Annotated in this window: 14 protein-coding genes; 6 read left to right on the top strand and 8 right to left on the bottom strand. The window is 75.8% G+C overall.

Translation table 11 applies throughout. The features are described 5' to 3' along the window. The gene (locus ABTX81_RS12080) at positions 1 to 1,092 is read right to left on the bottom strand and encodes an ABC transporter substrate-binding protein (protein WP_350543481.1); all 1,092 of its coding nucleotides are present in this window, start codon (positions 1,090 to 1,092) and stop codon (positions 1 to 3) included. 155 nt (positions 1,093 to 1,247) lie between these two features. Here ABTX81_RS12080 and ABTX81_RS12085 point away from each other — a divergent pair, with 155 nt between their 5' ends. Then, entirely contained in the window at positions 1,248 to 2,078 is an 831-nt protein-coding gene (locus ABTX81_RS12085; RefSeq protein ID WP_350543483.1) for a helical backbone metal receptor, read from the top strand. A gap of 259 nt (positions 2,079 to 2,337) precedes the next feature. Here the strand turns inward: ABTX81_RS12085 and ABTX81_RS12090 are convergent, their stop codons facing one another. The 4 genes from ABTX81_RS12090 to ABTX81_RS12105 form a co-directional block, all read right to left on the bottom strand. After that, a complete protein-coding gene (locus ABTX81_RS12090) occupies positions 2,338 to 3,351 on the bottom strand; it encodes a S66 peptidase family protein (protein WP_350543485.1) in 1,014 nt (337 codons plus the stop codon). Positions 3,352 to 3,507: 156 nt separating this feature from the next. Further along, a complete protein-coding gene (locus ABTX81_RS12095) occupies positions 3,508 to 6,024 on the bottom strand; it encodes a hypothetical protein (protein WP_350543487.1) in 2,517 nt (838 codons plus the stop codon). Positions 6,025 to 6,303: 279 nt separating this feature from the next. After that, on the bottom strand, positions 6,304 to 7,791 hold the full coding sequence (locus tag ABTX81_RS12100) for a lipase maturation factor family protein (RefSeq protein WP_350543700.1): 1,488 nt from the start codon (positions 7,789 to 7,791) through the stop codon (positions 6,304 to 6,306). Between the two features lie 307 nt (positions 7,792 to 8,098). Continuing rightward, positions 8,099 to 9,166, bottom strand: a complete 1,068-nt coding sequence (locus ABTX81_RS12105; protein ID WP_350543489.1) for a GAF domain-containing protein — start codon at positions 9,164 to 9,166, stop codon at positions 8,099 to 8,101. Positions 9,167 to 9,647: 481 nt separating this feature from the next. Between ABTX81_RS12105 and ABTX81_RS12110 the strand changes: the two genes are divergently transcribed. From ABTX81_RS12110 to ABTX81_RS12130, 5 genes are all read left to right on the top strand, one after another. After that, complete coding sequence (locus ABTX81_RS12110; RefSeq protein ID WP_350543702.1) at positions 9,648 to 10,919, top strand: acyl-CoA dehydrogenase family protein; 1,272 nt, start codon at positions 9,648 to 9,650, stop codon at positions 10,917 to 10,919. Between the two features lie 394 nt (positions 10,920 to 11,313). Continuing rightward, positions 11,314 to 13,341, top strand: a complete 2,028-nt coding sequence (locus ABTX81_RS12115) for a sensor histidine kinase (RefSeq protein WP_350543491.1) — start codon at positions 11,314 to 11,316, stop codon at positions 13,339 to 13,341. Next, positions 13,341 to 13,772, top strand: a complete 432-nt coding sequence (locus ABTX81_RS12120; protein WP_350543493.1) for a roadblock/LC7 domain-containing protein — start codon at positions 13,341 to 13,343, stop codon at positions 13,770 to 13,772. The genes ABTX81_RS12115 and ABTX81_RS12120 overlap by 1 nt, the downstream gene beginning before the upstream one ends. After that, positions 13,769 to 14,149 (top strand): DUF742 domain-containing protein, encoded by a 381-nt coding sequence (locus ABTX81_RS12125; RefSeq protein WP_350543495.1) that lies wholly within the window; start codon positions 13,769 to 13,771, stop codon positions 14,147 to 14,149. Before ABTX81_RS12120 ends, ABTX81_RS12125 begins: the two co-directional genes overlap by 4 nt. Before the next feature lie 53 nt (positions 14,150 to 14,202). Further along, positions 14,203 to 14,775 (top strand): GTP-binding protein, encoded by a 573-nt coding sequence (locus ABTX81_RS12130; protein ID WP_350543497.1) that lies wholly within the window; start codon positions 14,203 to 14,205, stop codon positions 14,773 to 14,775. An 86-nt stretch (positions 14,776 to 14,861) separates the two neighbouring features. On the opposite strand, the gene ABTX81_RS12135 is transcribed toward ABTX81_RS12130, so the two are convergent. The 3 genes from ABTX81_RS12135 to ABTX81_RS12145 form a co-directional block, all read right to left on the bottom strand. After that, positions 14,862 to 15,329: a MarR family winged helix-turn-helix transcriptional regulator gene (locus ABTX81_RS12135; RefSeq protein WP_350543499.1), complete on the bottom strand. Its 468-nt coding sequence runs from the start codon at positions 15,327 to 15,329 to the stop codon at positions 14,862 to 14,864. A 113-nt stretch (positions 15,330 to 15,442) separates the two neighbouring features. Beyond that, positions 15,443 to 17,497, bottom strand: coding sequence for a hypothetical protein (locus ABTX81_RS12140; protein ID WP_350543501.1), 2,055 nt, complete (start codon positions 17,495 to 17,497; stop codon positions 15,443 to 15,445). A gap of 17 nt (positions 17,498 to 17,514) precedes the next feature. Continuing rightward, the gene (locus ABTX81_RS12145) at positions 17,515 to 21,591 is read right to left on the bottom strand and encodes a vWA domain-containing protein (RefSeq protein WP_350543503.1); all 4,077 of its coding nucleotides are present in this window, start codon (positions 21,589 to 21,591) and stop codon (positions 17,515 to 17,517) included. Positions 21,592 to 21,659 lie beyond the last annotated feature (68 nt).

Here is a 21,659-nt window from a genome sequence, read left to right on the forward strand (position 1 = left end):
CTACTGCCCGTTCTTGACGAGCGCCGGGTGGAGCGTCGCGGCGATCTGCCGCACGGTGTCGGCGGTGCGGGTCCCGGCGATCGTGGTGACCTCGGAGCCGATCCGCAGGAAGTGCCCCTCCTGCACGGCCTTCAGCCCCTGGGTGGCGGGGAAGCCCTTGAGGAACGCCTCGGCCTCGTCGAAGGCCTTGCTGTTCGCCTCCTCGCTGCCGCGGTTGCGCACCGCGAGCTGGATCCAGTCCGGGTTCTTCGCCACCACGTCCTCCCAGGAGACGGGCCGGAAGTCGGCGTCGCAGTCGGCGAACACGTTGCGCGCGCCGGCCAGGGTGATCACCGCGTTGGCGACCTGCTTGGCGCAGACGGCCATCGGTTGCTTTGTACCCGCGTCGAAGTCGAAGAGGAAGTACCCGGGACGCTGCGCCTCCGGTACGCCCGCGGTGGCGTTCTTGACGTCGGTGATCTGCTTCTCCATCGCGCCGACCAGTTCCTCGGCGCGGGCGCCCGTCCCGGTGACGGCGCCGAGGCGGCGGATGTCGTCCTCGACGGCGGCGAGGTCGGTGCGCGGTCCCTGCGGGGCCTTGGGGCCGGTGGTACAGGCCGTGGAGAGCAGCAGCACGTGCTGGATGCCGACCGCCTTCAGCTCCTCCTCGCTCGGCCCGGCGCCCGCCGCTCCCATCGCCGGCATCGGCCCGAAGGTGTCCACGTAGAGGTCGGCGCCGGAGCCGAGCAGCTTCTCCTTGGGGATCAGCGTGTCGCCCAGCGCGGGCACCTTGGCGCCCTGCTCGGCGAGGGCCGCCGGCAGGCTGCCCTTGCGCGGCGGGAAGCCGGTGCCGATGACCCGCTCGCCGGCGCCGAGCTGGAGCAGCATCTCCAGCGAGGCCGCGTTGCTGGTGACGATCCGCTGCGGCGCCTGCTTGACGGTGGTCTCCTTGCCCGCGCAGTCGGCCACCTTGACCGGGAACGCGCCGCCGGCCCCCGCCTGCTGCGTGCTCCCGCCCCCCGCGTTGTCCCCGCCGCCGTCACCACCGCCGGAGCATGCCGTGGCGAACAGGGCGACGGCGGCCGCGATACCGCAGAAGACGCGAGGGCGCATCAGTGACTCTCCTGGTCCATGGTCGTGCTCGGGTCCGTCCTGTGAACCCGGACCAGATAGTCGGCCGCCGTGCCCGGCCGGTTCCCGGGAGTTTGCCCGTCCGGGCGTGGATCGAACACCCGCCGGGAAGCCACCGGGGTGGCTAGGGTGGGGTGATGACCTCCCTCCCCGTTCCCGGCGGCCCGCCGGTGGTCGACGACCTCGGTTCGCCGGTGCCGCTCGGCGCGGGGCCGGTGCGGCGGGTGGTGTCGCTGGTGCCCTCGCTCACCGAGGCGCTCGCCGCCACCGCGGCCGGGCTCCTGGCCGGGGCCACCGACTGGTGCAGCCACCCCGCCGGCCTGGAGGTTCCCCGGATCGGCGGCACCAAGAACCCGGACGTGGCCCGGATCGTGGCGCTCGCCCCGGACCTCGTGATCGCCAACGCCGAGGAGAACCGCCGACCCGACCTGGACGCCCTGCGGGCGGCCGGCCTGCCCGTCTGGGTCACCGACATCCGCACCCTCGACCAGGCGCTCCGCTCGCTGGACCGGCTGCTCACCGTCGGCTGCGGCCTGCCCCGCCCGCCCTGGCTGGACGCCGCCGAGGCCGGCTGGGCCGGCGTCCGCCCGCTGCCCGGCCCGGCCCGCCGCGCGGTGGTGCCGATCTGGCGCCGCCCCTGGATGGTGCTGGGTCACGACACCTTCGCCGGCGACCTGCTGCACCGCCTGGGCCTGCGCCTGCCGCACGCCGAGGACCCGGACCGCCCCGAGCGCTACCCCGCCGTCCCGCTCCCCGACCTGCTCGCCACCCGCCCCGACCTGGTGGTGCTGCCCGACGAGCCCTACCGCTTCACCGCCGACGACGGCCCCGAGTCCTTCTCCGGCATCCCCGCCGCCCTGGTGAGCGGCCGCCACCTCACCTGGTACGGCCCGTCCCTGGTGGAGGCCCCGGCCGTCCTGGCGGCGCAGCTCGCCCGGGCGTCGGCCCACGGGTGGTCGGCGAGGTGACCCGAGCGGGCTGCCTCCACCCATCCCTCGGCGAGGTGGATCGTCCAGGTCTCCCCCGCGGCCCGCTTCAGTTCGACCGAGGTGGCGGCTGCCGCCACGACTGCCGGGCCGTTCTCCTCACCCAGGCCGACGCGGCGTCGACCTGGTCGACCCCGAGCCAGTGCTCAGGACCCTCGGTGTCCACCGCCCACCGGTCCCACCGGCATCCGGGCCGGGGGTGCCGCAGGATCGTCGCCGTGTCCGCAACCATGTCCCCGCGTCAGCGCGGGGCGACGGCCGGTTCGTCCACGCTCAGGGTGCGGGCGGCGGCGTCGACGGTGGCGCGGACACCGAGCGGCAGGGGCAGGTTGGGGCCGGCGTGGCCGAGCTCCACCTGGCCGAGCACCGGCAGCGGCCGGTCGCCGAGCACGTCGAGCACGACCTCGCGCAGCGACGGCGCCGGGGCGTCGTCCGCGCAGCCGGCCGCGGTGACCCGGTGCGGCACGCCGACGACCAGCGCGGCGATCCGGTCGAACACCCCCGACATCCGCAGCAGGTGGAGGTCCTGCCAGACCGCCGACAGCGGGCGCTCCACCTCCTCCCAGAACAGCACCGCCCCGTCGAAGCGTTCGGCGGGCAGCGCGAAGGGTGTCGCCTGGAGCGCGACCAGGCGCCCGAGCAGGCCGCCGAGCAGCGGCCCGGAGGCCCGGCCGGGCCGCCAGCACTCCCGGCCCCCGGGCGCGCCGAGTTCCGGGAGCGCACCGAGCGGCACCACCGGGTCGGTGAGGGCACGGAGGTAGAGGCCGGCGAGCGTCCCGGCGGCCGGCGCGGCCGTCGGCGCGGCGGCGTGCCAGGAGCCGCCGAGACCGTATGTCGCCATGTCGCCGTGCAGACCGGCCAGGCCGGTGCGGGCGTGCAGCGCGAGCAGGAGCAGCGAGACGTCGCTGCATCCGAGCACCGGCTTGGGGTCGGCGCGCACGGCGTCGACGTCCAGCCGGTCCAGCCAGCCGGCGGTGGCCTGCCCGCCGGTGTGCGCGACGACCGCCCGGACCTCGGGGTCGCGCAGCAGCCGGTTGAACTCCTCGGCCTGCGCCCCGGGCCCGGCCGCCGCCCACCAGCGGCGCCGCCCCGGCTCGGTCAGCGGCGTGCGGCGCACCCGGAAGCCCATGGCCGTGAGCGTGGCGATCCCGCGCTCCAGCAGCGGCACGGCGTCGGCCTCCAGCGGTCCGGCGGGCGACGCGACGGCGACGAGGTCCCCCGGGGCGAGGGCGCGGGGGCGCAGGGCGTCGGGCACGGGCGGGCTCCGCTCTGTCGGCGTCGATCGGATGGTCCGACCATCGCCGAGTCTCAACAGCCCAAGTCCGTCCGGCAATCGGATTTCGGTGGGTGGACACGGGGAAGGCCCCGGGGCGCGGTCGGTGGCCGTGCCCCGGGGCCTTCCCGGTGGTCGTCAGCCGCGTGCGGCGGTGACGGCGGCGCCCAGCGCCTCCTTGATGCGCGGCCCGAGGCGGGCGAAGCCGAGCTCCTTCATCGCCGCCCGCAGCAGCTCCTCGTCGCTCCGCTCGACCCCGTCGCCGTCGACCCAGCGCACGATCGCGAGCAACTCCTCCGCCGAGTACGCGGTCACCGGCCGCCCCGGCGTGAAGTCCGGCTTCTCCGGCCGCCCACCGGCCTCGGCGGCGGGCTCGGCCACCTCATCGGCCGGCGCCTCGACGGCGACCTCGGCGACCGGCTCGGTCAGGGCCTCTTCGACGGCCTCTTCGACGGCCTCGGCCTCGGCCACGACCTCCGCCACCGGCTCGGGTGCCTCCTCGGCCGCGGCCTCCACGACGGACTCCGCGACGACCTCGACGCTCGGCTCGACAACCGGCTCAACCTCAGCCGCAGCCGGCTCCGCATCGGCGACGACGTCCGTCAGCTCCGCGGGGGTCTCCGCAGCAGCCTCGGCCGGCTCGACCGGCTCCTCGGCGACGGGCTCCGCAACGGGCTCAGCCCCAACCTCGGCGACCGGCTCAGCCTCGACCGATACCTCCGCGACGGGCTCAGCCTCGGCCGGGGTCTCCGCGACCGGCTCGACCTCGACCGGCACCGACTCCGCCTCAGCGACGACAGCCGCCGCCTCGGCCGGGGTCTCCACCGCCGGCTCAGCCTCGACCTCGACCGGCACCTCAGCGACCGGCTCAGCCTCAACCACAGTCTCCACGACCGGCTCCGCCACGACCTCAGCCAGAGCCACCTCCGCCTCAGCGACGACAGCCGCCGCCTCGGCCGGGGTCTCCACCGCCGGCTCAGCCTCGACCTCGACCGGCACCTCAGCGACCGGCTCAGCCTCAACCACAGTCTCCACGACCGGCTCCGCCACGACCTCAGCCAGCGCCACCTCCGCCTCAGCGACAACGGCCGTCACCTCGGCCGGGGTCTCCACCGCCGGCTCAGCCTCGACCTCGACCGGCACCTCAGCGACCGGCTCGACCTCGACCGCGGTCTCCACGACCGGCTCCGCCACGACCGGCGTCTCGGCGGCCGGCTCGACCTCGACCTCGACCGACGCCGGCTCCGTGTCGGCGACAACGGCCTCCGCCTCAACCGGGGCGGCCTCCGGGTCGGCTTCGACCGGGGCGGGGGCGATGGCCTCGGCGTCAGGGGCCGAGGGCTGGACGGGCGGGGCGGCGGTGATGCCGACCAGGTCGTCGGCGGCCGGGGAGGGGGCGGGGAGGGTGACGGTGAGCGGCTGCTCCTCGGGCTCCGCCTCCGCCTCCGCCGGGTCGGACGCGGCCTCGGCCACTGCCTCGGTCTCGGCGGTCGGCTCGACGGCGGCCTCGTCGGTGCTCTCGTCCGTGCTCTCTGCCGTGTCCTCGGCGGTGTCCTCGGCCACGGCGGCCTCGGGCTCCTCCGCCGTCTCCGTCGTCTCCGTCGCCAGGCCGTCGCGCTGGCCGCCCGCCAGCGCCTGGCGCGCGGCGTAGGCGGCCTCGGCGGCGCGGCGGTCGGCGTGGGCGGCGGCGAGCTCGGTGAGCAGGTCGGCCAGGCCGCCGTCCTCCAGCGTGGCGCGCAGCCCGCGCAGGGTGGGGAGGCGGTAGAGGGTGCCCTCGTCGGCGGCGAGGCGCTCGACCAGGTCGACGAGGTCCGGGAAGGACAGCGCGTCGAGGTCCTGGCCGGGCAGCAGGCGGTCGAGTTCGCGCACGCCGGTGCTGATGGCCTCGAAGGTCTGCGCCGTGCGGTGGGCCAGGTCGGCGTCGGACGGCGCGGTGGGCAGGGTGCCGGCGGGGGCCAGGGCGGCCCAGGCGCGGCGCTCGACCTCGGCGGAGGCGAGCGCCTCGTGGAGGTCCTGCGCGCGGGGGCGGCCGTTGGTGGTGGCGGCGAGGGCGCCGGCCTGCTTGCGCAGGGAGCGGCCGCGCAGCCAGGACAGCTTGACGCCGCGCTCGCGCCGCCAGTTGCGGTCGGCGGTGGCGGCGATCAGGGCTTCGAGGTCGGCGTCGTACGCGGCGGGGGCGAGCACGGTCGAGGTGCGGCGGACGAGCTGGAGCATCTCGACGAGCACCGCGGTCTTGCCGACGGTGTCCGGCGCGTCGAGCTTGACGTCGGCGGCGAGCGCGTTGACGTCGTCCCAGACCTGCTGGAGGTCGTGGCCGCGCAGCTCGGCGAGGACGGTGGAGGCGGCGCGCGCCTCCTCGGGGGTGGCGATGGTGTCGACGGCCGCGTACCAGGGGTGGGTCCCGGCGGTGAGCGTGAACGCGCCGAGCTCGGCGTAGCGGCCGAGGTCCTCGCGCAGGTCGGTGTCGGCCGCGGGTGCGGCGTCCGCGGTCTCCGCCTGCTCCGTGCTGTCCTTGGTGTCCATCGTGTCCGTGCTGTCCGTGCGGTCCGTGCTGTCGGCGGTCTCCGTGGCGGCCTTGGTGTCCGTGGTGTCCTTGACGTCTGCGGAGCCGGCTGCGTCGGCCGCGTCGGCGTTGCGGGAGTGAAGCACTGTCATGTGAGGTCCGGTTCTGGGCGGCTGCGGCGGGGGCGTGGACGGGCGGCGAGGGGGCGGCGGTCCGGGTGCGCGGTGGGCCTCGGAGGGAGGTGCCGGGGGCGCGCGGTCGGGCTACCGGTCGGAGGCCAAGAATACGGGTGCCCGTTCGAGCCATGCACGCACCCACCGCCCCTCGGGCCGGTGTGGCGTGCCGTACCGCCCGCCCGGACGCCACCCGGGAGGGCCGGTCGGGTGGTCGGCCGTCGGCCGTCCGGCGGTGCCGCGCCCGTGCCGCGCCGCTCACCGGTGACCGCCGTCCGCCCGCCGTGCGGGCGCCGGCCGGCCGGGCGGGCGGTGGCCGGCGCGGGCGAGGGTGGCGAGGTCGACCGGCGCGAGGTACTCGTAGAGCGCCGTGCGGTGCCACCAGGCGCCGGTTTGCCGCAGTTCCCGCCAATCGGTGAACCGGTAGAGGTGGAGGGTCGCCCGGACGTGGGTCGGCGGGCGGTCCGGGAAGGGGTTGTGGCGCAGCAGGCGCAGCGTGTCCGGGTCGTTGACCAGCAGCCGGGCGGCGAACGGCAGGAACCACGGCCGGGCGTAGCCGGGCGAGATGCCGGCGAACCACATCAGCCAGTCGAGCCGCAGGTGGTAGGGGGCGTACTGGCGCGGGACGCGTCGCACGTCGCCGGGTTTGCCCTTGAACCCGTACTCCTTCCACACGGTGTGCCGGGTGACCGCCGCTTCGTCGGTGCCCTCGACGACGACCTCCTGGCGGGTGCGGTTGACGCTGCCGAACGCGCCGTAGGTGTTGACCAGGTGGAGGCGGTTGAAGGAGCGGTTCATGACCTGGCGGCGGGAGACCATGTTGCGCACGGGCCAGTAGCTGAGGACGAGGACGGCGGCGGTGACGGCGAGCGCCAGGGCCTCGAACCAGACGGGTGCGGCGGGGTACTGGCGCGGGTGGACGGGCAGGCCGAGGCGGGCGGGGTCGACGGCGGCGAGGGCGAGGGCGATGGTGAGCCAGTTGAGCCAGGCGAAGTTGCCGGAGGCGACCAGCCAGAGCTGGGTGGCGACGACGACGCAGGCGGCGTAGGTGGCGACCGGCTGCGGGAGGAGCAGGCCGACCGGGACGAGGAGTTGGGTGACGTGGTTGGCGGCCGCCTCGACGCGGTGCAGCGGGTCGGGCAGGTGGTGGAAGAACCAGCTGAGCGGTCCGGGCATGGGCTGGGTCTCGTGGTGGTAGCGCAGGCAGGTGAGGTCGCGCCAGCAGGTGTCGCCGCGCAGTTTGATCAGTCCGGCGCCGAACTCGACCCGGAAGACCAGCCAGCGCAGCAGCCACAGCACGGGGGTGGGCGGGGCGGTGTCGGCGTTGCCGAGGAAGACGGCCAGGAAGCCGGCCTCCAGCAGCAGCGACTCCCAGCCGAACGAGTACCAGGTCTGTCCGACGTTGACGATCGAGAGGTAGAGGGCCCACAGCGCGGTCCAGCAGAGCATGGACGTCCACAGCGGGAGGGCGTCGCCGAGGCCGCCGACGAGCGCGGCGGAGAGCGCGGCGCCGCTCCAGGCGACGGCGGCGAAGAAGCGGTCGCTGTAGTGGAGGTGGAAGAGGCCGGGCGCGTGCCGGATCGGGACCCTGGCGGTGAAGCGGGGGACCGGGAGCATGCCGCGGCTGCCGATGAGGGCGCGGAACTGGAGGGCCGCGGCGAGGAAGCCGGTGAGGTAGAGGGCGGCCAGCAGCCGTTGCACGAGCAGCCTGCTGAGCCAGTACTCGGGGGCGGCGAACCACTGCATGCGGCCCATGCCTACCATCGGCCGCCGTCGCGCGGGTGGGCGCGGCGGGGCGGCGCCCGGCGATTCACCCGGACGGCCTTCACCCGGACGGCGCCGCCGCGGACGGCTGGGCGGCGCTGACCCGGGACGGCACCGTGGCGGGGGGCCTCTCCTCGGGGGTGAGAGGCGCCCCACCGCGGTGGTGGATGCGGTGGTGCGGACGGGACGAACCGAACGGGGCCGGACGGAACGAACCGAACGGGGCCGGACGGGCCGGGCGCGAGCGCGGGACGGGCCGGGCCGGACGGGCCGGCCCGGGCGGCGGGTTTCAGGCCGGCAGGACGAGCCCGGTCTCCCCGGCGCCGGTCCGGCCGACGGGGGCGCCGTTCTGCTGGAGCCGGTCGACCAGGAGCGCGGCCAGGGTGCCGAGTTCCTCCTCGGTGCGGGACTGCGCGGTGACGTCCATGCCGACCGTCAGCACGCCGGTGACCTGGCCGGTGCGGGCGATGCGCAGCGGGCTGCAGGTGAAGCTGAAGATCTGCTGGCCGCGCTGGGCGTCGGGGCGCGGGGACTGGACGCGGACGTCGTTGAGGACGGTGGCGCGGCCGGTGCGGTAGGCCTCGGTGACCACGCGCTGGAGGCCGGCGGCGCCGAGCTGGGGGTAGGCCTGGCCGATGCCGCCGTAGGCCGCCGGGGCGCCGAAGACGTCGGCGTGCTGGGCGTTGGCGTAGCGGATCTCCTGGCCGGGGCCGTCGGTGAGCATGATCGGGAAGGGCGAGCCGTCGAAGGCGGCGAACATCTCCTGCTGCTGGGCGACCAGGTTGTCGCGCAGCCGGATCTCGGAGAGCAGGGCCTCGGCGAGGTGCTGGATGTCGCGCAGGCGCTCACGGCCCCACTGGCGGGGCTCGTGGTCGAGGACGCAGACGGTGCCGATGACGGTGTTGGTGTCGTCGACGAGCGGGGCGCCGAGGTAGGCGCGCACCCCCAGCTCGTCGACGACCGGGTTACCGGCGAACCGGGGGTAGGCGAGGATGTCGTCCAGCGCGAGGGGGGAGCGCTGGGCGACGACATGCGGGCAGAAGCCGTGGCTCATGGGCATCTGACGGGTCGGCAGATCGAAGGCGATGCCCCGATCGGCCCAGGAAGAGCCATCGTCGGCCGGAATCAAAGGGGAGTTTGGCGGGATGTAGAGCCCCCGGAACATCTGGCGCTCGTCGTTGATGAAGTTGACCATCGCGATGGGGGCGCGGGTGATGCTGGCGGCCAGGTGGGCGAAGCGGTCGAAGGCCTCGTCCGCGGCGGGCTCGTCGAGGCCCAGGCTGCGAAGCCTGCGGGCCCGCTCCGACTCCCCGGCGGCACCCGGGAACTGGCCTTGAGTGCTCATCACATCAGTCATGGCGCACATGTAATCAGACATCCGGCGCCTTCGGCGCTCCCGGCCCGCACCCTCCCAGGTGATGATGCTCCGTCAAAGCCACCTGGTCGACCGGGAGGAGACCCGCGGGCCTCCGGCCGGAAACGAAGGGGGAACCGGAAGCGGAAGCAACGGATCCAGCGGATCCGGCAATCGCGGGAACGTCGTATCCCCACCTTCCGGCGCTTCAATCCTCGCCGACCCCGGAACGACCTGATCGCGCCAATCCAAGATCCTCCATAGAGCACTACCGGCGGACATATGACAATGAGGCCTGCCGAAAATCGGCGGTCCCCAAGGGCAGCGTGGGCCACCGCCGGCACTTCCGCACGCACCGGCTGAGCCATGGGCACCGGCCGCCGCCTTCTCCTCCCCCACACCCTCGGCGGCCGACGCGGATCGGCGGCACGGACGGAGGCACATCCACCGAACGAACTGAACCCGAGAGGACCGGGGCATGGCGATGGACTACTTCACCGACGAACGACACGAGCACCTCCGCGCGGAGGTGCGTGAGTTCGCGGAGAAGGAGGTGCGCCCGCAAGTGGCCAGAATGGAGGCCGGGCGCCAGGTCGAGTTCGCACTCGCGCGGGAGATCGCCCGCCGCGGCTGGATCGGAATCACCATCCCGCGCGAGTTCGGCGGGCTGGGGCTGGGACATCTCGCCAAGACCGTGATCGTCGAGGAGCTGTCACGCGTCAGCGGCGCCATGGGGGCGATGGCGCAGGCCTCGCAGCTCGGCGTCGCCAAGGTCATCCACTTCGGCGACGACGCCCAACGCCGTTACTGGCTGCCCAAGTTCGCCGACGGGTCGTCACTGCCCACCATCGCCGTCACCGAACCGGAGTCCGGCGGCCATGTGCTCGGCATGAGCGGCACCGCCCGGCGCGAGGGCGACGAGTACGTCCTCAACGGGCGCAAGTGGTTCGTCGGGAACTCGCACATCGGCGACGTGCACGGCGTGGTGCTGCGCACCGGGAAGGGCAGCCGGGGGCTCTCGGCCTTCCTGGTGGAGAGCGACCGCCCCGGGTTCCGCGCCGGCACCCTCGGCTCGCAGAGCGGACTGCACGGCTTCAGCTTCGGCGAACTCGTCTTCGAGGACTGCCGGATCCCGGCCGCCAACCTGCTCGGCCAGGAGGGCCAGGGACTGGACGTCGCCTACTCCTCCTCCACCCTGTACGGGCGGCTGAACCTGGCGGCGGTCGCGCTCGGCATCCACGTGGCGATCGTCGAGGACACCGTGCGGTTCGCCGAGTCGCGCGTGCTCTACGGCAAGCCGCTCTCCCATCTGCCCAACATCGCGCTGAAGCTGGGCGAGATGCAGTCCCGGCTGATGACGGCCAAGCTCGCCGCGTACCACGCCTCGCACCTGCTGGACCACGGCAAGGCCTGCGACGCCGAGCTGATGAACGCCAAGCTGATCAACACCGAGTACGCCCTGGACTCGGCGCGCAACGCGATGGAGATCCACGCCGCCCGCGGCCTGCAGACGGACTTCCACATCGAGCGCTACCTGCGCGACGCCACCCACATCTACCCGCCGGCCGGCACCTCGGACGTCCAGCGGCTGCGGCTCGGCCAGGTGGCCTCGGGCACCTACGGCAAGCAGTGGTCGGCCGAGCTCGCCGATCTGGCGGGCTGGGCGTGGAGCGAGGCCGCCGAGCTGGAGGCCCGCGCGGAGGCCGAGGTGTGCGAGGACCAGTCCTCGGTGCTGCGGATGCCCCTGGCGGGCTGACGCCCGGGGCCGCCCGGTCGGCGCGGCCTTCCGGGATACCCGCCGTTGACCTGTCCCTGACGGTCTTCCGGCGACCGCCCCCCGGTCGCCGGAAAACCGCCAGGGACTCCCCCCATCGCTTCGCTGACCAGTGCGAATACCCGGACGGAGGGCCACCGGGAGCCCCGACACACCGTCATCGCGCCTTCACATATGGTCAGTTGATGTTGCCCGAAGGTCACCCGGGGCTGGTAGCGTGCCTGACGTCGGCGGCCGTGCCGCATCCGCCCTGACGGCGACCCCGCGGGCGGCCACCTCCGGCGACCCGCCGGGCACCGCCGGCCGCGGCGCCCCAGCGGGCCCGGTCGGACCGCACCCGCACCCCCCGCCGTTCGGCCCTGCTACAAGGAATCAGATGCCAGGCATATCGGCCCCCCGGACGGGCCACCGCGCCGGCCGGTCCGGCTCCCTACGCAGCTCGCTCCTCAGCCTCACGCTGCTCCCCTGCCTCGGCCTCGCCGGCGCCTGGGGCTACGCCGCCTACCTGCTGCGCGACGCCGGGGAGCGCACCGCCCTGTACGCCGGCAGCGCCGCCGTGGCCGTCGTCCTGCTCGCGAGCCTGGTGCGCGGAGTGCGCGCCGCGCGCGTCCTGCCGGCCCGGATCGCCGCGCTGCAGGCCGACGCCCTGACGCTCGCCGAGCACGACATCCCGGGGGTCGTCGGGCGCTTGAAGGCCGGCGAGCCGGTCCCGGCCCCGCCCGCGCGCACCCCGCCCCGGCGGACCGGCGACGAGCTCCAGCAGGCCGCCGACGGCCTCGCCGCCGCCCGGCAGGCCGCCGTCGCCGCCATCGTGCACCAGGCGCAGGGGCGCGAGGGGACGAAGAAGGTCTTCCTCAACATCGCGCGCCGCACCCAGATCCTGATCCACCGCCAGATCAGCATGCTGGACGCGCTGGAGCGCGAGCACGAGGAGCCCGAGCTGCTGCGCGAGCTGTTCGCCGTCGACCACCTCGCGACCCGGATGCGGCGCAACGCGGAGAACCTGGTCATCCTCGGCGGCGCGCTGCCCGCCCGGCGCTGGCGCAACGCCGTGCCCATGGTGAACGTGCTGCGCAGCGCCGTCTCCGAGACCGAGAACTACTCGCGGGTGGTCGTCCAGGGCGTGCCCCGCGCCTCGCTCAGCGGCCAGGCCGTCGCCGACGTGATCCACCTGATCGCCGAGCTGATCGAGAACGGCACCACCTTCTCCCCGCCCTACACCCAGGTGCAGGTCTCCGCGCAGGAGGTCCCCAAGGGCCTGGTGGTGGAGGTCGAGGACCGCGGCCTCGGCATGGTCGAGGAGGAGTACCAGCGGCTCAACGACTACCTGGCCAACCCGCCCGAGCTGGACGTCTCCGCGCTCGGCGACGACCTGCGGCTCGGGCTCTTCGTGGTCGCCCGGCTGGGCGCCCGGCACGATGTCCAGGTCACCCTGCGCCCCTCGCCGTACGGGGGGACCCGGGCGGTGGTGCTGGTGCCGGCGGCGCTGCTGCAGCAGGCCGAGCCGCCGTCCGACTTCGCCGGCCTGCCGGCGGGCGCGCGGGTCACCCGGTCGCCCGCCCTCGCGCCGACGACGGCTCCGGAGACGGGGGCGGGGGCGGGGGCGGGGGCGCAGGCGGGAACGGAGGCCGAGGCCGAGGCGGAGGCTGAGGCGGGGGCGGAGGCTGAGGCGGGAACGGCCGAGGGGACGGGCGCGGTCGGCGCGGACCTGTCGGGCGCGCTCGCCGGGGTGCTCGACGGGCTCAGGGGCATCGCGCCGGCGGCGGGTGGTGGCTTCGCGATCAGCGGTGACGGCTTCGGTGGGGGCCTCGGTGGCGGTGGCCTCGGCCGCGACGGCGACGGCGACGGCGACGTGGTGATCGGCGAGTTGCTCGCGCACTACCCCGAGGGGGGCGACCCGCAGGGCCAGGACGATCCGACGGTCAACGGCGGCCTGCCGGTGGGCTCCACGATCCCCGGCCTGCCGGGCGCCGTGGTCGTGGCCCGGCCCAGCCGGCCCTGGCCCTACCAGGAGCCGCCGGGCGAACCCGGCCCGGACGCGCTGTTCGACGCCACGGCCGGCGCCTGGAGCGGGGCCGGTGAGCCGTCGGCCGCGCCCGCGGCGCCCACCCACCAGCGAGCCGAGGAGACCCACGCGCGCTACGGGCCCGAGGGCGAGCTGCGCACGCCGCGAGTCCTGCCCCAACGGGTCCGCAACGCCAGCCTCGCCGAACAGCTGCGCGAGGCCCACGGGACCTCCGCCACCCCGTACGGGCCGCCCGGCGACGCCTCCGCGCAGGCCGCCGACGACCCCTCCCCGCAGCGCTCACGGGCCACCATGGCCGCCATCCAGCGCGGCACCCGCACGGCCCGCGCCGCCGCACCCGACCCCCACGTGCCTTCCCCAGCTAAGGAACAGCAGTGATGACCCAGCACACCGACACCGAGCGCGACCTCAACTGGCTGCTGGACCAGCTGGTGGCGCGGGTCCCGGAGACCCGGCACGCCATCGTGCTGTCCGAGGACGGCCTGCTGGTCGGGCTCTCCCAGGGGCTCGACCGGGCCGACGCCGAGCATCTGTCGGCCGTCGCCTCCGGCCTGCAGAGCCTCGCCCGCGGCGCCGGCCAGCGGTTCAACGGCGGGCGGGTGCGGCAGACCGTGATCGAGATGGACCAGCTGTTCCTGTTCGTCACGACCGCCGGCCAGGGCGCCCGGCTCGCCGTGCTCACCAGTGAGGCGGTCGACGCCGGGCTGATGGCCTACGAGATCAACATGCTGGTCAAGCAGGTCGGCCAGTACCTCACCGCGGCGCCGCGCGTCGACGCCGGCCAACCGGATGCGGGTGGCGGTGCGTGACCGTCGACGCCGCCGAGGCCTGGTTCTTCGACAAGGAGGCCGGCCATCTGGTCCGCCCCTACGCCATCACCAACGGGCGCACCGGCCCGGTCCGTGACGGCTTCGCGCTGATCACCCTGGTGGTCACCGCCGACCCGCGCGCGGACACCAGCCGGATGACGCCCGAACCGGCCGCGATCCTGCACCTCTGCCGCGAACGCCCGCTCGCGGTGGCCGAGATCGCGGCCGTCCTGGACCTCCCGGTGAGCGTGGTCAAGGTGCTGCTGGACGACCTCGCCGAGGCCCGGATGATCCTCACCCGGGCGCCCGTCGAGCTTGCCGATGCGCCGGACATCGCGCTGATCCAGGCCGTGATCGAGGGCGTCCGCCGGCTCTGATCCGGCCGGCACGCCAGCCACCACCTCGCCCAGTTCCCTTCAGGAGACCCGACGTGACGACCCAGAGCCTGGTGCCGGGCGCGGTCAAGATCCTCGTCGCCGGCGGCTTCGGCGTCGGCAAGACCACCATGGTCGGCTCGGTCAGCGAGATCGAACCGCTGCAGACCGAGGAGCGGATGACCCGCGCCAGCATCGGGGTCGACAGCCTCGACGGCGTCCACGACAAGTCGACGACCACCGTCGCGATGGACTTCGGGCGGATCACCGTCCGCGAGGACCTGGTGCTCTACCTGTTCGGCACGCCCGGCCAGTTCCGCTTCTGGTTCATGTGGGACGACCTGGCGCTCGGCGCGCTCGGCGCCATCGTGCTGGCCGACACCCGGCGCCTGGAGTCCAGCTTCGCCGCCGTCGACTTCTTCGAGCAGCGTGGCATCCCGTTCGCCATCGGCGTCAACTGCTTCTACGGACGCCGCGACTGCGCCCCCGAGGACGTCCGCCGCGCGCTGGACCTCGACCCGGACGTGCCCGTGGTGCTCTGCGACGTCCGGGAGCGCGCGTCCAGCAAGGAGCTCCTGCTCGCCCTCCTCGACCGGGTCCACCGGCAGGCGCTCGCCGCCCATCCGTGAGGGCGGCGAGCCGGTGCGGGCAGGCCGTCGGTGGGCGGCGGGCGGCCGTCGACGGGCGGACGTCGGTGGGCGGCGGGCCGGTGCGGTCAGGCCTTGGCCGGGGACGCCGGGGTCAGCTCCAGGTCGTACAGGGCCCGGACCAGCGGTGCCAGCTCGGGGAGGTCGGCGGCCTCGGTGAGCGTCGCCTCCAGGGTCGCGTCGTGCAACGGCCGGGCGGCGGCCAGCAGTTCGCGCCCCTGCGGGGTCAGCTCGGTGTAGATGCCGCGCCGGTCGTCCGCGCAGAGGTAGCGGCTGAGCAGCCCGCGGTCCTCCAGCCGGCTCACCAGCCGGGTGGTCGCGCTGCTGCTCAGCGCGGCCGCGCGGGCCAGCTGCTGCATCCGCATGTGCCAGCCGTCCTGCCGCGACAGCGCCTCCAGCACGGTGTACTCGACCACCGAGAGCCGGTGCTCCGCCTGCAGCGCCTTCTCCAGCGCCGAGTCGATCAGCCCGTGCAGCGCGGCGAGCGTGCGCCAGCCGCCGGCGCGGATCTCGGCGGCGTCGTCCTGGATCCCCATGGCTCGCCTCTCTCTGCTCGGGTGGTACTCGGTCGGGCGAGGGTCTGTGTTCCCGCTGGAACGGTCCTCCCCACCCAATTATGCCATTCGGCGCGGCTTACCTGCTTGTGCAACTAGTTCTTCGGTTCTCCTTGTGTCCGGTCCCGGGCCTCCTCCCGGGAACCGACCTCCGGCGATCCGGACCACGCGGTCACACAGAGCGCCGAGGCCAGCTCCTCCTCGTACCAGGCCGCCGCCAGCCAGGCCGCCGCGAAGGCGCCGTGGTCGTCCGCGACCACCCGGCCGAAGACGTCGCGTGGCTGGTCCAGCGCCGTCGCGAACAGCCCGTCCAGCAGCGCCGCCCCCGTGGCCAGCCCCGCCGACCGCAGCCGGGTCCGGTCGGCGGCCACCACCCGGGAGCCCAGCGCCAGCGCCGCCCGGCCGCCGGTCACCGCCTGCTCCACCCGCCGGGCGAGCAGGTGCACGGGGGTGGTCGGCGCCGCGGCGACGGCGTGCCCGGGAGGACCGGGGAGCCAGGTGGGGTCGGCGGGGTCGATGGGAGGGAAGGCGAGGTCCGCCGTCTGGAGCCGTTCCAGGCCCAGGTTGACCCGGCCCGCGCGGTCGGCGGGCAGCGCCAGGGAGGGCGCGTTCCCGGGCTCGTCCCGCGGCTCGTCCCTCGGCTCGTCGCTCGGCCCGTCCCCGGGCGCGGGCCCGTCCGTGGGCGGCACACCGATGGCCAGCAGCCGCAGCTCGGGGCGCGCCGAGCGCTCCAGCCGGCCGATCACCCGCAGCCGCAGGCCGGGGGCGGTGGCGAGCAGCGCCAGGTTGCCCCGGTGCGCCAGCCCCGGATGGTCGTGCGCGGCGCGCAGCGCCACCACCGCCCCTTCGCACTCCGCCAGCAGCCGGGACTCCCCGCCCGGCCCGTACGGCACCGCGCCGAGCAGCGTCACGTCCAGGAACAGCAGTTCGCTCCCGGCCGGCCGGACCTCCGGCGGCAGCGCCCCCGCGGCGAGCGCCCGCGCCACCTGGGCGGCCGGCGGCTCGCCCCAGAGCCCCGCGAGCGGCTCCGCCGTCCAGGCCGCGCCCGCCGCGCGGACCGCCCGGACCGAGGCGCCCGCCCCGAGCCGTCCGGCCACCGACCGGGTCGCCCCCTGCACGGCCAGCCCGGCCCGGGTGAACTCGCGGTGGCTGATCAGCGCGTCCCCCAGCCGCACCGCCCGGTTCCCGGCCCCGACCGCCTGCGGCGCCGCCGCCGCGGCGTCGGTGTGCGGCATGATCTCCGCCATCGTGTGCAGCCCGCCGCCCGCGTCCACCGCCCAGGTGAGCACCCCCGCGTGGGTGGCGGTCAGCACCGGCTCGGCGAACAGCCCGTAGAGGCGCAGGCCGCCTGCCGGCGCGTAGGACTGGCGGGCCGTCCCGCGCAGCTCGGCGACGCCCTGGCCGGCTGCCTCGGGCGTCGTCGCTTCCGACGTGGCGGCGTGGGCGAGGGCCGTGCTGAGGCCGAGGAGTTCACGCAGGCCGGCCACCAGGTCGGCGAGCCGGTGGTCCGGCTCGCCCGAGCGGGCGGCGCGGATCCGGGTGACCACCGCCACCGCCGCGGCCGCCGGCCGGTGCAGACCGGCCAGCCGGGCCCGGTGGGCCGCGCGCAGCAACTCCGCTTGGAGCACCGCGCCCGCACCGCCGACACCCGCCGCCAGCACGGCGGCACCCACCCGGTGCAGATGCTCGACGGCAGCCCGTTCGGCGGCGGTCAGGGTCTCGGCGGGCGGGGCGGAGAGGGGCGGGGCCGCCCGGTCCGTCTGGTGGGCCCGGTCCGGCTGGTCCGCTTGCTCCTCCTGATCCGTGGACGGGGCCTCGGCGGGCGACTCGTCGGCGAGCGGGCAGACCGTGACCGCCGCCGCCCGGTGCACGCAGGCGGGCGCCAGCAGGCACCCGCAGCGCACGTCCGCCTGGTCGGCCACCACCCCGCCCGGCGCGTGCAGGACGAGCACGGCCTCCTCGTCGACGGCGATCCGCCAGTCCTCGCCCGTCCGCTCCACCGGCCGGTCGGCCAGCTTGGCGGCGGCGGCGTCCAGGCGCTTCTGCAGCCGGGCCGACAGCCCGGCCACCACCTCGGCGACCACCTCCGGCCGGACCGCCGGCCACTGCGCACCCGTCCCGGTCCCGGTCTCCGTCACTGCCTCCGTCATTGCCCCTGCCACCTCCGTCATCGGACCTTCTCCCCCACCCAGCGGGCCAGCTCCAGCGGGCTGAGCGCCGCCACCGGCATTCCGGCCGCGACCAGCTGGCCCGCGACCGCCTTCGAGTACCGGGCCGTCCCGGTGTCGTCCAGTGCGGCGCAGCCCAGCAGGTGGCAGCCGGAGTCAACCAGCGCCCGGGTCTGCGCGAGCAGTCCGCCCACCGGGCCGCCCTCCTCGAAGTCGCTGACCACCGCGATCAGCGTGCGGGACGGCACGGTCACCAGGCTCCGCGCGTACTTCAGACCACCCGCGATGTGCGTGCCGCCGCCGATCCTGACCTCCAGGAGCAGACCCAGCGGGTCCGTCACCCGGTCGGTCAGGTCGACCACCTCGGTGGAGAAAGCGACGAAGTGGGTGCTCAGCGAGGGCACCCCCGCCAGGATCGACGCGGTCAGCGCCGCCCAGACGGTCGACGCCTCCATCGAGCCGGAGACGTCCACGACCAGGATCAGCCGCCAGTCGGACGCCTGGCGGGCCCTGGTCCGGAAGACCGGCCGCTCCGGCACGATCACCATGGCGCCCGGTTCCGCACCGGCGGGACCGCCGGCGGGGTCGGCCGGGCGGGCGGTGGCGAGGTTGGCGCGGATGGTCCGGTGCAGGTCCAGGCCGCCGCCGGGGCGACGGCTCGGGCGCGGCACGCTGATCCCGGTGAGGGCGGGGCGCAGCCTGGTGGCCAGCTCCCGGCTCAGCTCGTCGACCAGGCGCCGGACCAGCGGCCGCAGCCCGGCCAGCCGGGCCTCGGGCAGGCCGCCCGCGTGTTCCAGGACGGTGCGCAGCAGGTCGACCGACGGGCGGACGGCGCCCGGGTCGATCGCCTCCAGGACATCGCCGCGGCCCTGGGCGACGGCGGCCGCCAGCACCTCTTCCCGGAGGCCCGGCCCGAACAGCGCGGTCAGCTCCTCGGTCCACTCGCGCACGCCCGGGTACGGCGCCTCGCGTCCGCCCCGGCTCTCCAGTCCGGGGCCGGAGCCCTCGCCGTGGCCGGTGCCGTACAGCTCGTCGAGCGCGGTCGCGAGGCGGGCGGCCCGGCCGCCGAGGCCACCGCTGCCCGGCCGGCCGAGCAGCAGCCGCCAGCGCTCGGCCGGGCCGAGGGCGTGGGCGGGGTCGGGGGTGGGGCCGGGGGTGGGGGTGCGCCCTGGGGCGGGTTCCTCCGCGGTGGGTGCCGGGAGGAGGGCCGGGAGCAGGCCTCGGCGGGCGAGCGCGGCGCGGGCGGCGAGGTCGGCGCGGGACAGTTCGGCGAGCAGCGCGGGCGGCACCTCCTCGGGGAGCGTGTCCAGGCGGGTGCCCAGGCGTTCCTCGACCAGTTGCAGCAGCCGGTCGCGGGCGGCCGGGCTGAGCGTGTCGAACCCGCCGCGCAGGGCGGGCAGGCGGTCCAGGAAGGCACCGTCGGCGAGGGTGACCACCCGCTCCAGTACGGGTTCGAGCACCTCGGGGGCGGTCGAGAACAGCCCTTCGGCGGCCGTGAGGAGCCCCACCAGGGACCGCCCGAGGGCGTGCCGGGCCTCGGGTCCGGTGGCGCCGTCCACCCAGGAGGCGGCCCGGTCACCGAAGACCGCCGGCTCCTCCTGCCGGATCAGCACCCGCACCGCCCCGGCCGCACCGCGCACCAAGGGGCTTCCGCCGTCGGCGAGTTCGGTCAGCGCCTGCCGGAGCCGCACGCCCCCGCCGAGGTCCGCCCGCCGCGCCAGCTCGACCAGTGCCCGGGCGTCGTCCGGCTCGTCCGAGCCGCCCAGCCCCTCCAACTGCCGCACCGCCGCCACCGTGACCACCTCGGCCGCCGCCGCCAGCACAGCGAGCACCGGATCCGCCTGCACGACGGCGGGCACCCCCTCACCCCCGAGCACAGCGGCCGCCCCGGGCGAGGCCTCCGCCGACACGGCGCCAGGCACCATCACCGCCGGGGCCGCACCGGAAGCAACCGACGCGCCAATGACCGGCGAAGCCGCAGAAGCCGCACCGGGAGGCGCCTCCCCCGGCCTGACGTCGGGAGACGCGACTGTTGGGGTGGGGCCGGAAGCAGCCGACGCGCCGCTGACCGGTGAAGCCGCACCGGCCCTGCCGGACGGCACCTCCCCCGAGGTGACGTCGGGCGGCGTGGGCGTTGGGGTGGAAGGAGTTGACGCGCCGCTGACCGGCGAAGCCACAGCGACCGTGCCGGGCGGCACCTCCCCCGAGGCGCCGCTGACCGGCGGAGCCGCGGCGGCCGTGGCGGGCGACGGCTTCCCCGGTGTGGGGTCGGGTGGGGTGGGGTGGTGGGTGGCGGTGAGGCGGTCGAGGAGGGCGAGGGCGTTGAGGAGGTCGGGGAGGGTGCCGCTGGTGGGGAGGACGGCGGTGAGCTGGGTGAGGCGGGTGTCGGTGAGGGCGGGGAGGCCGCAGGCGGCGGCGTCGGCGAGGCCCTGGAGGACTTCGCCGGCGGTGGGGCCGTCCGCCTGGAGTTCGCGGCGCAGCCGTTCCCGCAGGGCGCCCTCGGCGGCCTGGGCCGGGGTGACGCCCCGGGTGCCGGCGACGGTCAGCATGGCGGCGACGGCCGGGGTCCAGCGCACGCGCCAGCGGGTGGTGAGGGTCTCGGTGCCGCCCGCGCCGGTGGTCTCGACGGCTTCGGCGTAGGGGACGCCGCAGGCGGTGAGGCGGTGGAGGAGGAGTTCACGGCGCCGGTCGAGGGACGAGCGGAGCGGGTCGAGCCGCAGTTCGCGGGGGGCGGACTCGGCGGTGTCGGCGGGGCCCGGGAGGCCGAGGTCGGCGAGCAGTCGCTCGACGGCGGGCGCGAGGCCGCTGCGCGGGGCGGCCGGGGTGGGCTCGCCGGTGCGGGTGCCGACCAGGACCTTCTCCAGTGCGCGGGCCACCGCCCGTCCCCGGCCGAGGGGTTCGCCCTGGGCGAGGACGGTCTGCACCGCCTCGACGAGTTCGCCGCGCCCGGGGGCGGCGAGGGCGCGCAGCCGGGCGAGGTCGCCGGCGAGGCGGACGATCTCGCGGGCGTCGGCCGGGCCGGAGGGGTGGTCCTGGGTGCGCAGGGCCTCGCAGATGCGCACGGCGGTGCGGACGAGTGCCTCGGTGAGGCGCTCGGGGTCGCCGGCGGCGTCGAGCACGGTGTGCTGCCACTCGGGGTCGCGGATGCCGGCGGGGTAGCCGGAGCGGGCGTCGAGCAGCGGGTAGGTGTACGGGATCAGGGAGACGACGTGACGGGCGTCCGGAACGGGCTCGGTGGACGACTCCGCGGGCTCGGCCGGCTCCGCGCCGGCCCCGTCCGGGGTGAGCGCGGGGGCGTGGAAGGCGCCGATGACGGCGGCGACGCGGCGGCCGCCGGCGCCCGCCTCCCGGATACGCTCGCGCATCCAGGCCTCGCGCCGCAGGTCGTACGGGTCGACGCCGGTGCCGTCCTCGGCGTCGCGGCGCAGCGCCCAGCCGACCAGCAGGGCGGCGCGCCGGACGGCCTCCGGGGTGGAGCCGGGGGCGGCGGTCTCGACGAGGCGGTCCCAGAGGTCCTCGTCGTCCTCGCGCCCGGTGAGGCGGTGGCGCAGCGCGTCGGCGACGCCGGGGCGGGTCTCGGCGCCGGTGCGGCCGTGCTCGCGCCCGGTGTACCGGTCGCGGACGGCGAGCGGCAGGTCGCAGGCGACGGTCTCGACGCCGTGGCGGCGGGCCCAGCGCAGGGCGGCCAGTTCGGGCGAGAAGTCGGCGAAGGGGTAGAAGGCGAGCCCGGTGCCGTGGCCGGCCTCGGCGCCGATGCCGTCGGCGTGCTCGTCGGAGCGGTCGGCGGCGGGGGCGGCGGCGAGGGCGACCGGGGCCTTGGTGGCCTCGTCGGCGAGCAGGTCGAGCCAGGGCTGGAACTCGGCGGGCAGCTCGACCAGCAGCACCTCGGGCGCGGCGGCATCGAGCAGGGCGGGCACGACGGCGCTGAGCGAGGGCGCGTGGTGGCGCACCCCGATCAGGTAGGGGCCGGGCGTGTCGAGGCCGGACGCGGCCAGTCGGGCGGCCTGGGCCTCGACCGTCCCGCGCGGGTCGTCGAGGCCGGGGCCCGCACCGCCGGGCGGCACCGCGCTGCTCATGTGTTCACCTCTCGGTGGAAGTTCGGGAGAGTTCAGGAGTTCAGGAGTTCGGGGTCGAGGGGACCGGA

Origin of the sequence: Kitasatospora sp. NPDC097605 (assembly GCF_040302725.1) — a bacterium.
Classification (GTDB): domain Bacteria; phylum Actinomycetota; class Actinomycetes; order Streptomycetales; family Streptomycetaceae; genus Kitasatospora.